Raw genomic sequence first — 15,427 nt, 5'->3', positions numbered from 1 at the left:
CACGCATGCCCCCGGACACGCTCTTTGAGCGCATCACCGATTACGCGAACCGCGCAGACCCGTACCCCCTCTACGCGGAACTGCGCGAGAGCGGGGTGGTACGACAGAACAACGGCAGCTACCTGGTGGGCACCTACCATGAGATCGCCGCTCTGCTTCATGACCCACGGATCAGCTCGGACCTCCGTAACCGTAAGGACCCGGAAGCGGCTCTGGCCAGGACGGACGAACTGCCGCCGGCCTTCATCGGTGTCGACGACCCCGAACACGACCGGCTCCGCCGCCTCGCCATGCGTCCCTTCGGTCCGCCGCACTCCCCGGGACGGATCGACGCCCTGCACGGCGACATCACCGGCATCGCCGAGGAACTGATCCGCTCGTTCCAGGACAAGGACCGGATCGACCTCGTCGACGATTTTGCCTACCCGCTCCCCGTCACCGTGATCTGTCGGCTCCTGGGCGTGCCCCAGGAGGATGTGCCCCGTGTCCGTGCCTGGACGAACGCGATCATCGCCGGTTTCGACCCCACGCCCGGGGATGACCCGGAGCAGCGTCGGCGGTCGGCCCAGGAGGCGCGGATGGCGATGGCGCACTATCTGGGCGCACTTGCCGAAGAGCGGCGCGGCCACCCGTCCGGGGACCTGCTCTCCGCCCTTGCCAATGACGAAGGCCCCGAAGGGCGCCTCACACATCCGGAACTGATGGCCACAGCGGTACTGCTGCTCATCGCCGGTCACGAGACGACCGTCAACCTGATCACCAACGGCATGCTCACCCTGCTGCGCCACCCCGACATCCTGGAGCGGCTGCGCGCCGCGCCCGAACTCATGCCGAGGGCGGCGGAGGAACTGCTGCGCTACGAGCCCCCTGTCCACTTTCTGCCACATCGCTCACCGCTCACCGATATCGACGTCGGGGGCATCACCATTCCCAAGGGGGCACCCCTGGTCCTCGTGCTGGCTTCCGGCAACCGGGACCCGCTGAGATTCCATGACCCCGACCGGTTCGACCCGATGCGCGAGGACAATCAGCACTTCGGCTTCGGCAGCGGCATCCACAACTGCTTCGGCGCCCCGCTCGCCCGCATCGAGGCGCAGATCGCGCTCGACGCGCTCCTCCGCCACCTCGACGACCCCCGTCTGGTCGAGGACCCGCCTCCGTACCGGCGAAGCCCCGTGCTGCGAGGTCCCCGCCATCTCCCGATCGAGCGCACCGCAGGAACGTAGGCCGCCGGTCGCGCCCGACCGGCCACCGATGGGGGACTACCCGGTCGGTGCGTCGGGTTCGGCCTCGTGCTGCCCGGAACCCTCTCACCCCCGTGACGTCCGGCAGGGGCCGGTGATGTGCAGAGCGAGGCTGCGGGCCGAGGTCCGTACGCGAAGAGGCGGTCACCGGAAGATCCGGTGACCGCCTCGGACGTGTGGCGGATGCTACTCGCAGGTGCCCGCGAACGTCCCGCGCGTCACGACGTCCGTCGCCGCGGCCGTGGTGTCCAGCCAGACGATGCGCTGTCCGTCACCGAGCGACGGGGCCAGCTGCGAACCGGAGGAGCAGGAGGCGAGGCTGAAGTTGTTCAGCCCGGCGAGGCGGGAGGCCTTGGTGCCGGCTTCGGGTGTCACGTTGACCGTGGTGCCGTCGGCCTTCCGGAGCATGACGTCCTGCTCGCCGTCGGCGGTGGTGCTGATGTAGGCGAGGGCGCCGCTCTCGGTGACCGGCTCGGTCTCGTCGGCGTCCGGGGAGTCGACCAGCTTCTTGATCGCGCCCTGACCCTTGTCGCCGGCCTGGTAGATGCCGACGCCGGCGGCGGAGATACGGGTGAAGACGACACGCTCGTCGTCGAGGGACGGGTCCATCAGGTAGGCGTCCGACTGCGCCAGCTCGTGCTGGGGCTTCTTGCCGAATCGTCCGACCGTGATGCCGAAGGCGGCGCTTCCCTCGCCCCAGGCGATCGCGTCACCGTGACCGATGGCGTAGACATCGCCGTTGATCTGCGCGGCCCGGCCGATGGCGTCGAGGTCGGCCGCCGAGACCTTCAGGGACTTCGCGGCCAGGGTGACCGCGTTGCGCATGTCGGTGAAGCCGGACAGCGGGGTGAGGTAGTTCTGGGCGGCTCGGTACGTGATCCGGTCGGCGAGGCCGGCGTCGATGTTCTTGCGCATGTCCCACAGCGCCCCACCGACGATGGTGGAGTTTGAGTGCACACCGCCGTTGTCGATGTCGAGCGTGATGGGCTCGTAGTCGGTCTGTGCGTTGCGGCCGTCGTTGAGGTCGCGCAGCGCGCACTCCGCCAGCGGCTTGGTTCCGTTGCAGAGGTACTCGCCGACGAGGCCGGACGTCGGGTCGCTCATCGCGACGCCCTTGTCGGCGGTCTCCATGGCGTTGCCGAAGTAGTCGGAGATCGCCTCGTTCAGGGCGCCCGACTGGTTCAGGTAGACGAGCCCGGCGGAGTGCTCGGTGACGCCGTGGGTCATCTCGTGACCGACCACGTCCAGGCCCACGGACAGCGGCACGCCTCCCATGTGGTCGTAGACCATCTTGGAGCCGTCCCAGAAGGCGTTGGCGTAGTCCTTGCCGTTGTTCGCGACGTTGACGACGGAGTAGATCGTGCCGCCCTTGCCGTCGACGCCGTCACGGCCGAGCTTGTCCTTGAGGTATTCGTAGATCTTCGCCGCGTTCACATGTGCGTCGACCGCGCCGGAGGAGGTGTTGGTGCCGTCGAACCGGTCGCTCGCGGAGGTCGCCAGGGGAACGTCCTCGGTGACCGGGCCGCCCGCCACGAGCGAGTAGCTCTTGCGCCGGGCGTCGTAGGTGCGTATCTGGCCGCCGGTCCGCGCGTACATGTCCCGGGTGGAGTCGACGAGCGTGTACGACCCGTCCGTCTCCTTGTTGATGTCCAGCTCCGCCGAGGAGCCGTCCACGCGCGCGCCCGTGCCCTTGGCCGGTGCGGCGTCCGCGGCGTCGATATTGTTGTACGAGAGGGCGATGCCGCCGATGTTCGCGTCGACGTACACCTCCTGGCGCACCGGGCTGCCGTTGGCCTCGGCGCCCGTGACGGTGAAGTGCCAGGTCAGCTTGCCGCCTCGGGCGTCCGGCAGGACGATGAGCCCGTGGCCCTCGGTCTTGGCGCCCTCGACCCGCGACAGATTCCCGTCGAGGGAGAACATCCGCTTCTCCGCGGCGGCCTCGGAAACGCTCGGCGTGGTGGAGACCGACAGGTCCGTGTACAGGGTGCCCGTGGCGGAGGTGACGCTCTGGCCGCCGTCGGCCGCCTCGGTCTGCACGGCGTATTCGGCGCCGAAGACCGGCACCCCGTCGTGCTTCTGCTGGAAGCGGACGGACGACTGCTTGCCGTCCTTGCTGGTGCTCACGGTCTTGAGGTCCGTGACCGGAACCTTGTACGTGTCCTGATGGGCTTTCAGGTGAGCCCGTGCTGCCTGGGCCGGGTGCCCTCACGGACCGTGTCATCGAGACGCTGAGTCATGGCGGGCGCGACGGGCACCCGATCGCCGGCCACGGTGGTGGCCGACGGCGCTTCCTCGTCGGCCCAGGCCGGCGACGCCAGCAGCGTCGAGCCGGTGGCCGCGACGACCACTGCGGCGGTCAGGACACGGCGGAGCCGTCTTTGTCGTGTCGGGAACACGTGAACCCTCCCCTGTCGCACGGATGCGTGAACTCGCCCAGCTGCGTGAGATGCGGGAGCCCCACGCGGTCGGTGCCTAGATGTTTGGGCACGGTCGGTGGCGCGTACAAGAGATGTCCCTGGCGTGAACACGTCGCGGCGTAAATACGCCTCAGACGGCGCTGTTTTCACTCCGGTTCGGAAGGTTTTGCGCGTCCGCCTCGTCCAGCCAGCCGCTGCACGCCGCATGCCAGCCGAGCTGGAAACGCGTGGCCGCCCCCACCTCCACCATGAGGGACTGCAGGCGCCGCTGGACGGTACGGTGCCCTATGCCGAGCTGACGTCCGATGGCGGCGTCGGTCATTCCCACGTACAACAGGGGAGACGATCTGGTGGCATCAGGAGTGACGAACCAACAGCATCTCAGGCCACTTCTGAAACACGCCCTATCCGGCTGACTCCGTGCGCGATACGACGGGATTCGGGGCAGCCATCTGCGGACAGTGGTGCAGCGCAGCAACACATGTCGCGGGCCGGCCGTGTCGGTGTCCGCATAATCCCGTCGGGTCCGGGCGATGGCGTTGACAGGGGCCCATCAGGAGCGGCGGTGGACTCGCCGCGATCAGCCATGGGGCAGGACCGAGCCGAAGTCGGATACGGACAACCGTGACTGTGCCGTGGAGCCGGATGAGCCGGCCGTTCCCGAAGGGTCCCCACGCCGAGTCGGCCGTGGCACCCCGGCTTCAGGAGCCGACCGGGGGAAGGGCTGAAGAGGTCAGCTCGCCATAACGGCGTGCGGGCTGGAGCGCGCCCTGGTGGCTGATGGAGCATGCTGCTGGAGACGGAAAGGTGATCGACGAGGTGACCGGCCACGCGATCGCCCGCGTTGCCTTCCGGGTGATATTCCTGCTGCGGACGGGTGTCGGAAACCACAGCCTCCGAGCTGGGTGCACAGGCTGTTCGACCAGGATGAGCCGGCTCTCTACGCAGGACCGGCCGATCCTCATCAGAAAGGAAATTTCCATGGATGAGCAGGATGAGCGCTTCGACGTCGTCGTACTCGGAGCAGGCCCAGGCGGATATGTCGCCGCCATTCGCGCCGCCCAGCTCGGCAAGCGCGTCGCCGTCGTCGAGGCCAAATACTGGGGCGGCGTCTGTCTGAACGTCGGTTGCATTCCCACCAAGGCCTTGCTGCGCAACGCCGAACTGGCGTACATCGTCACACGTGAGGCCAAGACCTTCGGCATCAAGGTCGAAGGGCAGGTGTCCTTCGACTACGGCGAGGCGTTCCGGCGCAGTCGCCGTGTCGCGGACGGCCGGGTCAAGGGCGTCCACTACCTGATGAAGAAGAACGGGATCACGGAGATCAGCGGCCGTGGCACGTTTGTGGACTCGCACACGCTCGACGTGGCCCTCTTCGACGGCTCGACCCGGACGGTCAGCTTCGACCACTGCATCATCGCCTCCGGAGCGACTCCGAAGCTGTTGCCGGGGACCCGCCGCACCTCACGCGTGGTGACGTACGAAGAGCAGATCCTTGCCGAGGACTTGCCGCAGTCCATTCTGATCGCGGGCGCCGGCGCCATCGGCGTCGAATTCGCGTATGTCTTGCACAACTACGGTGTGAAGGTCACCGTCGTTGAGTTCCTGGACCGGATGGCGCCGCTCGAGGACGCGGACGTATCCGCCGAACTGGCGCGGCAGTACCGCAAGTTGGGCATTGATGTGCTCACCTCCACCCGCGTCGACTCGATCGACGAGTCCGGCCCGCAGGTCCGCGTCACGGTCACCGGCAAGGACGGCGCCCAGCAGGTCCTGGAGGCCGACAAGGTTCTGCAGGCGATCGGATTCACACCGAACGTCACCGACTACGGTCTGGAGAGCACGGGCGTACGCGTCACCGAGCGCGGCGCGATCGATGTCGACGGCCGCTGCCGCACTTCCGTTCCGCACATCTACGCGATCGGCGACGTCACCGCGAAGCTGATGCTCGCGCACGCAGCCGAGGCGATGGGCGTGGTCGCGGCCGAGACCATCGCGGGAGCCGAGACCATGGAGCTCGACTACCCGATGATCCCGCGTGCCACCTACTGCCAGCCGCAGATCGCGAGCTTCGGCTGGACCGAGGCGCAGGCGCGCGAGAAGGGCTTCGACGTCAAGGTGGCCAAGTTCCCCTTCGCCGCGAACGGCAAGGCGCACGGCCTGGGCGACACGACCGGCTTCGTGAAGCTGATCAGCGACGCGAAGTACGGCGAGATCATCGGCGCTCACCTCGTCGGCCCGGACGTCACCGAACTGCTGCCGGAGCTCACCTTGGCCCAGCAGTGGGACCTGACGGTCCACGAGGTCGCTCGCAACGTCCACGCCCACCCGACGCTCGGCGAGGCGGTCAAGGAGGCCGTGCACGGACTCGCCGGGCACATGATCAACATGTGAGAAGGCGGCGCCCCACGTTCGCCCCCGGACTCCGTCGGCTCCGTCTTCGGGGGCCGGGGCAGGCCATGAAACCGCCCCGACGGCACGTCGCCCGCCACCGGCTGTGGCATGTCCACCCTTCATGACTCCGGTCGGGCTCGGCACCTGGGGTCGCCGAACGTGGATGTGCCTGCCCCCGGGACCTGTCAGCGGGTCCGGCCTTTCTCCGCTGATGCGGAGTACGTCAGCGGGCGCGGCCCGGGCCGGCGTCGCGGCTGCGGAGCCGGAACCAGGCACCTGCGTCGTGCGCTTGCCGGGTTCGGAGGCTACGGAAATCCCAGTTGGGCGGTCGTCTGTCCGGGCGGTGGGAGCTGCTTGCGTTCACCTACGGGTTCAGACCTGTCCGGCGGTCTGTGATGCCGCAGGAGCTGAACGCAGCGAGGCACCCGGCGATGAGCGTCGCACCGGCGAATCCAGTTGACGGGTATGGCACCCGCCCCCTGTCCATGATCTTCTCTCGGCTCACAGGCCGGTCCGGTCCGGGAGGACGGACGTCAGCGGGCGACAAGCATGGCAACGCCGAGGACGCCGGTCACCACGCCGATGCCGGCCGCGACGGCCAGCAGACAGCGCGTTCTGAGAAATCGGTAGCGGGTGGCGTACTCGGTGACGAGTTCGGCCGACCGAGCGGAGACCCGGGCGTCGATCGCCCGCGCAGCGGCAGCCCAGTCGGCAGCGAAGACACGTTCGATTTCGGCCCGCTGAGCAGCCGTCAGCCAGGGCAGCTGCTCAGCGAAGCGGACGGCCCGGCGGCGCGCCTCTTCGTCCTCCGCACTCGACAGGACGTAGTCGCCGAGCCGAGCGAGCGGGCCGTCGTCCTCCATATCAGCCCCTACGAACACGCTGTCCTCCGGCACCTGTCCTCACGCCTGCTCGTCCCCCGGCGCCGCTGTCGCCGGGGCGGCCGGATGTCTGCCGATCTCCTCGATGGAGCTGATCTCCAGGTGATGGAGGTCGAATGCCGGGGATTCGGAGCGGATCCGCGGCAGGGTGAGGAAGTTGTGCCGCGGCGGCGGGCAGGAGGTTGCCCACTCCAGCGAACGGCCGTAGCCCCACGGGTCGTCGACCCCAACCGGTTTCCCGTACTTGGCGGTCTTCCACACGTTGTAGAAGAACGGCAGCATCGACAGTCCGAGGAGGAACGAGGAGATGGACGAGACCGTGTTCAGCAGGGTGAAGCCGTCGGCGGCGAGGTAGTCCGCGTAACGGCGCGGCATGCCCTCCGCGCCGAGCCAGTGCTGCACCAGGAACGTGCCGTGGAAGCCCGCGAACAGCGTCCAGAACGTGATCTTGCCGAGCCGCTCGTCCAGCATCTTGCCCGTGAACTTCGGCCACCAGAAGTGGAATCCGGCGAACATCGCGAAGACCACGGTGCCGAAGACGACGTAGTGGAAGTGCGCGACGATGAAGTACGAGTCCGAGACGTGGAAGTCCATCGGCGGCGAGGCCAGGATGACGCCGGTCAGACCACCGAAGAGGAACGTGACGAGAAAGCCGACGGTCCAGAGCATCGGTGTCTCGAAGGAGGCCGATCCTCCCCACATCGTGCCGATCCAGTTGAAGAACTTCACACCGGTCGGTACCGCGATGAGGAACGTCATGAACGAGAAGAACGGCAGCAACACACCGCCGGTGACGTACATGTGGTGCGCCCACACAGTAATGGAGAGGCCCGCGATGGCGATCGTCGCGGAGATCAGACCGACATAACCGAAGATCGGTTTGCGGCTGAAGACGGGAATGATTTCGGAGGCGATCCCGAAGAACGGCAACGCGATGATGTACACCTCTGGATGGCCGAAGAACCAGAAGAGGTGTTGCCAGAGCAGCGCGCCGCCATTGGCCGCGTCGAATACGTGCGCACCGAACTTGCGGTCCGCCTCCAGCGCGAGGAGCGCGGCGGCGAGCACCGGGAAGGCCAGCAGGACCAGCACGGCGGTCAGCAGGACGTTCCACACGAAGATCGGCATGCGGAACATCGTCATGCCGGGTGCGCGCATGCAGACGATCGTGGTGATGAAGTTGACCGAACCGAGGATCGTGCCGAATCCGGAGAAGGCCAGGCCCATGATCCACAGGTCGCCGCCGATGCCCGGCGAACGGACGGCGTCCGTGAGCGGGGAGTAGGCGAACCAGCCGAAGTCCGCCGCACCCTGCGGGGTGAGGAAGCCGCTGACGACGATGATCGAGCCGAAGAGGTACAGCCAGTACGCGAACATGTTCAGCCGCGGGAACGCCACGTCGGGCGCGCCGATCTGCAGCGGCATGATCCAGTTCGCGAACCCGGCGAACAGCGGCGTCGCGAACATCAGCAGCATGACCGTGCCGTGCATCGTGAACAACTGGTTGAACTGCTCTTTCGACAGGATCTGCAGGCCGGGACGGGCCAGCTCGGCGCGCATGAGGAGCGCCAGCACACCGCCGATGACAAAGAACGCGAACGACGTGACCAGGTACATCGTGCCGATCGTCTTGTGATCGGTGGTAGTCGCCCATTTCACGACGATGCTGCCTGGCCGCTTCTGCTTTGCCGGCAGTTCGTCCTCGTATGAATCGTCGGAATCAGCCGGTCCGACGGTGACCCTGTTCGCCACTTCAACGCTCCTTCGGCCGACGGCATACCGGCCACGCGGGAACTGTAGGCGAGAGGGTCCCGGCTGGCGAAGTGAGCCGCTGGTCATTCGGCCGATCGGAGTAGAGATCAGGGCCGCACCCGGGATGATTGCTCTTTCATATGCCCAAGGCCGGAGCGAACAGAAGGGAATTGTTTTCCTGTTAAGGAAGTGTCTCGCCAAAGTCGGCCCTGCCCGCGCTGTCCGACCCCGAGAGCTGTTCGTCGGTGTGTCCGGCTGAGTACTGATGAGTCCACGCTTTCGGCCTGACCCAGTACCAGGTCCCCAAGTGGACCCCCTGGCACCGGCACGTCACCGCCTGCATGCTGGCCACCGCGTTCCTCAGCATCCAACGCGCCGTTATGCCCGAACCGGACCAGACCCCCGAAGGCGAGCCGGACACCGGCCTGGAGCGCGCCCCCAGCCCGGGAAAAGCTCCGGGCGCGGAGGAGAGCAAGGCCGCCGGCTCATCCCCGGTCCACTCGTGCGGCCCTCGGTCCACACCATCCGGGCTCCGGTCCTCATGCGGCTCACCGACGCCGGGCGGCGCCGCCACGGGAGGCCTCACGCGCCCACGCATGAATTCCCGTGGACCGTTCGATGAAGATCGCGCTTCCCAGGACCGGCAAGTTGTCTAGTCAAGCTAGCCTCCCTGCCCATGAGATCCCTCCGAAGAGCAGCTGGCCTTGGCCTTGCACTGCTCTACTTCATCCTGTGTTTCTGTGCACCGCCTGCTGCGGCGCATGTGTCACCGCAGCACGCCGAACTCGTCATCGCGACCAAGGACGACGTCACCAGTGGGCGGCTGATAGTCCATCGTGACGTGGTGTCACCGCAGAAGGCGGGTGCCTGGGCGTCGCACCTGTTGAGCGCGAGCTGCCCCGCCACCGGCTCCGGCGTCGCCGGGGACACCGGCGGCGTCCCCGGCGGTGTGGTGGTCGAGCTCGCGTGGGGCTGCCACGTCGACAAGCTCGACCTGAGCGCGATGCTGAAGCAGGGCGGGCTGACCCAGGCCGTCGTCGAGTTCGACGGCACCACGGTCAATGCCAACGCGCAGACCCCGGTTGTCGACGCAACAGGTGCCCACGCGCTTCCCACCTCCCGTGGGCAGCGGTGGCGCTCGGCATCGTGCTGGCCGCCGCGCTGCTGCTCGCGGTGTGGCAGATCCGCACCGGGCGGTTCCAGCTCGCCCAGCTGGTCGCCAGGGTGTGTGCCGGCCGCGGGCGGATCAAGCTGGCCGTCGCCGGCGGGGTGACGTTGTCCTTCCTGGCTCCCCAGGTGGCCGTGGCGGCGCCGCTCGCCGGGGAAGCAGCGGCGACCGCGAACACGGTCACGGTCACTGTCACGGGCACGGGCACGGGCACGGTCTTCGAGGACACCAACGGCAACGGCAAGCGCGACCCGGGCGAGGCTCCGATGCCCGGGGTCGACGTCACGGACGGCTCCATCTGGACGACGACCGGCCCCGACGGCTCGTACACCCTGCAGATCGATCCGACCCGCCGGGAGACCGACCTCATCAGCATCGTCTCCCCGAACGGCTACACCCCCGCACTGCGCGAGGACTACATCCCGCAGTTCTTCCACAAGGTCCCGGAGGGCGAAGACCCGCACTCCGGCATCGACTTCGCCCTCGTCAAGGACAAGAACGCCGCCAACCCCACCGAAAAGTGGGTGATGAACTCCGACATCGAGGTCAGCAACACCACGGACGGCGCCGCCCTCAGCGCGTCGCAGTGGTGGCCCAGGCAGGTCGAGGCGATGTCCGAGGTCGACGGCGCCACCATGGCGATCACGACCGGCGACAACACCGTGACCGACTACGCGGCGGAGCCGCGGCGTCAGCGCGGCTACGACATCCTGCGCAAGGGCCTGACCGACGGCAAGCTCGGCATGCCCTTCTACCCCGTGGTCCGACCGCCTCCCCGGCATGCGGCCGGACACCTACACGGCCGAGATGACCGCGGTCGACACTCGCGGCAAGGCGTGGCCCACCGTCACCAACACCTTCACGGTGGTGCCCGAAGGCAAGATCGCCGCGCCGAAGACCGGCCAGGACTGGCTGCGTCAGGGCCGCGACGAAGCGGGGCGCTCCGCCAGCAGCGACAACCCGGGCGCCGAGCTCGACCTGCAGTGGGCGGCCAACACCGGCGAGCAGTTCAACCTCAACGGTTCGGTCGTCGTGGACGGCAAGGTGATCGTCTCCTCCAGGGCGTTCGACTCGCCGAACCACATGATGCTGGCCTACGACATCAAGTCCGGCCGCGAGATCTGACGCACCTACCTGGACGGTGACGCCGAGTCGGCGCCGACCTACCACGACGGCAAGGTCTACCTGACCACCGCTGTCGGCCGGATCTACGCTCTGGACGTCGAGGACGGCCACGTCGTCTGGCAGAAGATCGAGGACGAGAAGCAGTACGGCGACACTGTGCGCCGGTACGGCCGGGCCGGTGGTCCGGTCACCGTCTTCGACCTGAACGCCGAGCCGCGCACCGTCGCCGTCTACCAGAACTGGAGCAAGGTCGAGTGCCGTGACGCCAAGACCGGCGACCTGCTGGGCGGCTTCAACGGCGCAACGAGCTGGGGCCAGTTCCACAGCACGGCGGTCCGCCGGCCCGGCTCCGACATCGCCTACCTGCACACCGGTTCCAGCAACACGGTGGTCGCCATGGACCTCGTCGGCTGCCGCCAGCTGTGGGCGAAGGACACCAACGGCGACATCGCCAGCCACTCCTCCCCGGCCCTGACCGACCCGGCCAACGGGGACCCGCAGCTGGTGACGATGACGAACAGTGGCGTCCGTGGGCACAACCTCAGCACTGGTGCTGTGCTGTGGCAGTCCCCGCTGGGCGGCGGCAGCGGCTGCGGCGAGAGCGGCCCCGCCCCGCTGACCAGCCCCGCGATCTGGGGCACCACCGCCTACATCGCCAGCCGCGACGGCGTCATCCGCGCCTACGACACCAGCGCGGCCGACCCGTCCAAGCCGCTCTGGGAGACCAAGGTCGGCTACCTGCCCGGCAGGAGCCCCGTGGGGTGCACCGGGGACCTCAGCTCGCCCGCGATGCACGCCCTGGTCACCAAGGACCTGGTGTACGCGGGCACCCGCGACGGCCGCCTGGTCGTCCTGGACCGCGCCACCGGCAAGCGACTGACCGAGTACAACCTCGGCGCCGGCGTGGCCTCGGCGCTCTCCGTCAGCGGTGACTACGTGTTCGCCCTCACCGACGACGGCACGCTCCACGCACTGGCCGCCCGCCACCTGCGCGGTAACGACCACTGATCAACCGTCCGCGAGTTGCCTCCCCCGCCAGGGGAGGCAACTCGCGGCGCTCCACTCCCGACGGGACCACCACTGTGCACACCCTCCGCACCACCCGCAGCCACGCCGCCCGTCTCCTGCTGATCGGCCTCGCTGCCGCACTGGCGCTGCTCGGCGCCGCAGGCATGGCCGAGGCACACCCCTTCGGCACACCGCCGGTCGCCCAGGTCAAGGCCGAAGGCCGCACCGTCGAGATCACCTGGTCGGCCCAGCGCAACGACCTGGACGTCCTGCACCAGGCGGCCAGGGGGGGACGACGCGGCCTACCTCGGCTCGCACATCACCGTGCGCCAGGACGGGCGTGAGTGCCGGCTGGGCGCAGTGGACACCCTGCAGCTCGCGAGCAAGGGCGCCCTGATCCACTACACCTGCCCCGAACCCGTGGACACGGTCGCCCTGACCATCACCGCGCTGACCGACGTCAACCAGGCCTATCGCACGATCTCCGTGACCGAGGAAGGCGGCGGCGGCCTGCACACGGCGAGCGACCCCACCCTTACCCTCGCCCTCGGCGGAGCAGGCAGCTCCGCCGCCACCGCATCCACGGGGCCGGCGACGATATGGACCACAGACCTTGCGGCACTGCTGGATCACGGAGTCGTACTGCCACTGGCCCTTCTCGTCTCCGTAGCGGTGGGCGCCTTCCACGCCTGCGCCCCCGGTCACGGGAAGTCGCTCGCGGCCGGGTACCTCGTGGGCGGCCAGGGCAGGGCACGGGACGCGGTGTGGCTCGGCGCCATCGTCGCAGTCATGCACACGGCGTCGGTCGCCGTACTCGCCGTGGGCTGGTGGCTCGCCGCCCAACACGCACCGGACGTCGCAGCGGTGACGAACTGGCTGCAGCTGACCGCAGCCCTGGTCGTGGTCGCCGTGGGCATCGGCCTGCTCCGGCGCCACCTGACCAACCGGAAGCACAGCCACAGCCATGGTCACCACCACGGGCATGACCACGATCACCACGACCACAGCCACCACGTCCCGACGTCCGCGTCTCTGCTCACCTGGCGCGGCATCCTGCTGCTCGGCACATCCGGCGGCCTGCTCCCTTCCCCGTCGGCGTTCCTCGTCCTCCTCAGTGGACTGCTGACCGGCCGGGTCGGCGCGGCCGTCGCGATGGTGGCGGCGTTCGGTGCCGGCATGGCGCTGACCCTGACCGCCGTCGGCCTTGCGGTGCTACGCGGTCGCGACGCCCTTCTCGCCCGAGCGACGACCTCGCCCGCGTTGCGCACCTGGAGCACCCGCGTCCCGGTCGTCGCTGCCTGGGCCGTCGTCATCGGCGGCACCGTGGCATCAGCAGTCGCCGCCGGCCGCGTCCTCGCATCGTGATCCACGGCAAGGGGCGGCGGCGGGCGTCCACGTGCCCGTCCTCGGTGTCAGCCACCACCAGAAGTTCAGCCGGCGTCTCCACGAGCGGACGCCGGGCCGGGCAGACGTTCTCCCTCCCGCGCCCGTCGGCGGTGCGACGCCTTGGCACCAGCACCGCGTTCGCGGTCGTGATGTGCCCGTCCGCACCCCCTCGGTCACCGAGGCGGCTCTGCGCATGGTGGGGCTCATCACGGGCGCTGCCCCGTGTGCCCGATTCGGCTCGTCCGCGAGCGCGTGCCGGGGGACGATCGCCTGTGACGGTGTCGCGGCGGGAACACTTGGCGGATCACATGGAGCGGGCCGAGAGGCAGGACGACGGGGCGCCCGGGCGTCTGGAGCGCAGGCATTTCCTCGCTGTTGCCGTGGCTGGTGCGATGGCGGCCGGCTGCCGCTCCTCCGTTGCGAAGGGGTCCCGCGCCGAGACCACCCCGCCCGGTGCCACCCGGTCCACCGGGGACGGTGAGCGGACCCGCGCGGGAAACCCCGACTGGCGTATCCGTTCGGAGGGAACGCCCGAGGCCGTCCAGGGATACACCGACAGAGTCAGCGTGCTGCCGGGCGAGGAGTTCGGTCTGTACGTCTCCACGACCGCTTCCGGCTTCCGGGTCTCGGCTTACCGGGTCGGCTGGTACGGGGGACACCAGGCGCGCCTGGTGTGGCGTTCGCGCCGTATCGCCGGCTCGGTCCAGGCCCGGCCCCGGCTGCTGGAGGTCACTCGTACAGTGCGGGCCGACTGGAAGCGCACGGTCGGCGTACGCACCGACGGCTGGCCGGAGGGTGCGTACCTGCTCCGACTGGAAGCAGACAACGGTCACCAGCGCTATGTGCCGTTGATCGTCCGTTCGGCGTCCGGCGTGGGCAGGACAGTGCTGATGCACGCGGCGTCGACCTGGCAGGCGTACAACGCCTGGGGCGGGTACAGCCTCTATCAGGGCGAGGACGGTGCGTACGGGACACGGTCGCTCGCTGTCAGCTTCGACCGGCCCTATGACCGCAGCGGCGCCGAGAAGTTCATGGTCTACGAGAGGGCGGTAGTCGTTCTCGCGGAGCGGCTGGGAATTCCGCTCGCCTACACCACGGGGGTGGACGTCCACCGCGAACCCGGCGTGCTTCGCGGCGCCAGCGCGGCGCTTTCCCTGGGCCACGACGAGTACTGGAGCCCACAGCAACGGGACCACGTGACCCGGGCGCGTGACTCCGGTACCAATGTGGCCTTCCTCGGCGCCAACGCCTGCTTCCGCCGGATCAGGCTGGAGCGGGGACCCACCGGCGACGCACGCACGGTGGTCTGTTACAAATCGGACTATCGGGCAGACCCTTACCTCACTGACCATCCGGCCCTGCCGACACATGACTTCCGACAGCCGCCCGGAGCCGACCCCGAATCCTCCCTCACCGGCGTCCTTTACGAGGGTTATCCGGTCGACGCCCCGTATGTGGTCCATGCCGACGACCACTGGCTCTTCGAAGGGACCGGGGTCAGGCGCGGAGACTCCTTCGACCATCTGGTCGGGGTGGAGTACGACCGGGTCACGCCGGGGACGCCCACCCCGGCGCCGCTTGAGGTCGTTGCGCACTCCCCGCTCTTTTTCAAAGGCATGCCAAGCCATTCTGACTCCGCGTACTACACCGTGCCGAGCGGATCGGGAGTCTTCGCTTCCGGGACGATGCGATGGGTCGAGGCCCTTATGGCCGGAACCCGGGACAACGGACGCAACCATGGAATGGACGCACGCACCGGGCGGTTCGTCACCCGCACGACGGAGAACCTGATCCGAGCGTTCGCGGAGGGCCCGTGCGGCAGGAACAGGCCGAAGCCCCGGAACAATGCGAGCACCCTCTATCCGCCGCCGCCACCCTGAGCTTCTCCGCCGTCTCCGATGGCGTTCCGCAGACGTTCGTTGTCCTCCGTATCCGGGTCATCGTGCCGAACGAGCGGCCCCGGCGAGAGCAGGGCGGCACCGGCCGTGACGGTGGGGCGCACGCCGATGCAGGTGCCGAGCGCGCAGGCGAGCAGCGCGGTCACTGGCCGGG

Annotated in this window: 13 protein-coding genes and 1 pseudogene; 9 read left to right on the top strand and 5 right to left on the bottom strand. The window is 68.6% G+C overall.

All coding sequences use genetic code 11. From position 1 onward, the window contains the following. The first annotated feature begins 5 nt into the window (after positions 1–5). Positions 6–1,226, top strand: a complete 1,221-nt coding sequence (locus ACGFSA_RS19945) for a cytochrome P450 (RefSeq protein WP_393305897.1) — start codon at positions 6–8, stop codon at positions 1,224–1,226. Positions 1,227–1,430: 204 nt separating this feature from the next. On the opposite strand, the gene ACGFSA_RS19940 is transcribed toward ACGFSA_RS19945, so the two are convergent. The 3 genes from ACGFSA_RS19940 to ACGFSA_RS19930 all read right to left on the bottom strand — a co-directional run bounded on the left by ACGFSA_RS19940 (position 1,431) and on the right by ACGFSA_RS19930 (position 3,989). Beyond that, positions 1,431–3,368 (bottom strand): M4 family metallopeptidase, encoded by a 1,938-nt coding sequence (locus ACGFSA_RS19940; RefSeq protein ID WP_393305895.1) that lies wholly within the window; start codon positions 3,366–3,368, stop codon positions 1,431–1,433. A gap of 47 nt (positions 3,369–3,415) precedes the next feature. Then, complete coding sequence (locus ACGFSA_RS19935; RefSeq protein ID WP_393305893.1) at positions 3,416–3,640, bottom strand: hypothetical protein; 225 nt, start codon at positions 3,638–3,640, stop codon at positions 3,416–3,418. Positions 3,641–3,791: 151 nt separating this feature from the next. Continuing rightward, entirely contained in the window at positions 3,792–3,989 is a 198-nt protein-coding gene (locus tag ACGFSA_RS19930; protein WP_393305891.1) for a hypothetical protein, read from the bottom strand. 653 nt (positions 3,990–4,642) lie between these two features. Here ACGFSA_RS19930 and lpdA point away from each other — a divergent pair. Beyond that, positions 4,643–6,055 (top strand): dihydrolipoyl dehydrogenase, encoded by a 1,413-nt coding sequence (gene lpdA / locus ACGFSA_RS19925; RefSeq protein WP_393305889.1) that lies wholly within the window; start codon positions 4,643–4,645, stop codon positions 6,053–6,055. A 533-nt stretch (positions 6,056–6,588) separates the two neighbouring features. On the opposite strand, the gene ACGFSA_RS19920 is transcribed toward lpdA, so the two are convergent. Both ACGFSA_RS19920 and ctaD read right to left on the bottom strand, forming a co-directional pair. After that, the gene (locus ACGFSA_RS19920) at positions 6,589–6,918 is read right to left on the bottom strand and encodes a hypothetical protein (protein WP_393305887.1); all 330 of its coding nucleotides are present in this window, start codon (positions 6,916–6,918) and stop codon (positions 6,589–6,591) included. Between the two features lie 39 nt (positions 6,919–6,957). Further along, positions 6,958–8,688, bottom strand: coding sequence for a cytochrome c oxidase subunit I (gene ctaD, locus ACGFSA_RS19915; protein WP_393305885.1), 1,731 nt, complete (start codon positions 8,686–8,688; stop codon positions 6,958–6,960). Between the two features lie 763 nt (positions 8,689–9,451). Between ctaD and ACGFSA_RS19910 the strand changes: the two genes are divergently transcribed. From ACGFSA_RS19910 to ACGFSA_RS19880, 7 genes and pseudogenes are all read left to right on the top strand, one after another. Next, on the top strand, positions 9,452–9,961 hold the full coding sequence (locus tag ACGFSA_RS19910) for a hypothetical protein (RefSeq protein WP_393305883.1): 510 nt from the start codon (positions 9,452–9,454) through the stop codon (positions 9,959–9,961). 161 nt (positions 9,962–10,122) lie between these two features. Continuing rightward, positions 10,123–10,281 (top strand): annotated as a pseudogene (locus tag ACGFSA_RS19905) (hypothetical protein); the annotation flags it as partial. A 355-nt stretch (positions 10,282–10,636) separates the two neighbouring features. After that, positions 10,637–10,981 (top strand): hypothetical protein, encoded by a 345-nt coding sequence (locus tag ACGFSA_RS19900; RefSeq protein WP_393306005.1) that lies wholly within the window; start codon positions 10,637–10,639, stop codon positions 10,979–10,981. 9 nt (positions 10,982–10,990) lie between these two features. Continuing rightward, entirely contained in the window at positions 10,991–11,989 is a 999-nt protein-coding gene (locus ACGFSA_RS19895) for a PQQ-binding-like beta-propeller repeat protein (protein WP_393305991.1), read from the top strand. Positions 11,990–12,063: 74 nt separating this feature from the next. Next, positions 12,064–12,333 (top strand): hypothetical protein, encoded by a 270-nt coding sequence (locus tag ACGFSA_RS19890; RefSeq protein WP_393305881.1) that lies wholly within the window; start codon positions 12,064–12,066, stop codon positions 12,331–12,333. Between the two features lie 16 nt (positions 12,334–12,349). Continuing rightward, positions 12,350–13,354 (top strand): hypothetical protein, encoded by a 1,005-nt coding sequence (locus ACGFSA_RS19885; protein WP_393305879.1) that lies wholly within the window; start codon positions 12,350–12,352, stop codon positions 13,352–13,354. A 329-nt stretch (positions 13,355–13,683) separates the two neighbouring features. Next, positions 13,684–15,255, top strand: a complete 1,572-nt coding sequence (locus ACGFSA_RS19880; protein ID WP_393305877.1) for a N,N-dimethylformamidase beta subunit family domain-containing protein — start codon at positions 13,684–13,686, stop codon at positions 15,253–15,255. Positions 15,256–15,427: the final 172 nt, after the last annotated feature.

Source organism: Streptomyces sp. NPDC048496 (assembly GCF_043200055.1).
GTDB lineage: Bacteria > Actinomycetota > Actinomycetes > Streptomycetales > Streptomycetaceae > Streptomyces.
This window is presented reverse-complemented; position numbering and strand designations above follow the sequence as displayed.

Coding starts and splice junctions, on each gene's coding strand:
- ACGFSA_RS19945 (WP_393305897.1), top strand. CDS start 6: ATGCCCCCGGACACGCTCTTTGAGCGCATCACCGATTACGCGAACCGC.
- lpdA (WP_393305889.1), top strand. CDS start 4,643: ATGGATGAGCAGGATGAGCGCTTCGACGTCGTCGTACTCGGAGCAGGC.
- ACGFSA_RS19920 (WP_393305887.1), bottom strand. CDS start 6,918: ATGGAGGACGACGGCCCGCTCGCTCGGCTCGGCGACTACGTCCTGTCG.
- ACGFSA_RS19900 (WP_393306005.1), top strand. CDS start 10,637: ATGCGGCCGGACACCTACACGGCCGAGATGACCGCGGTCGACACTCGC.
- ACGFSA_RS19880 (WP_393305877.1), top strand. CDS start 13,684: ATGGAGCGGGCCGAGAGGCAGGACGACGGGGCGCCCGGGCGTCTGGAG.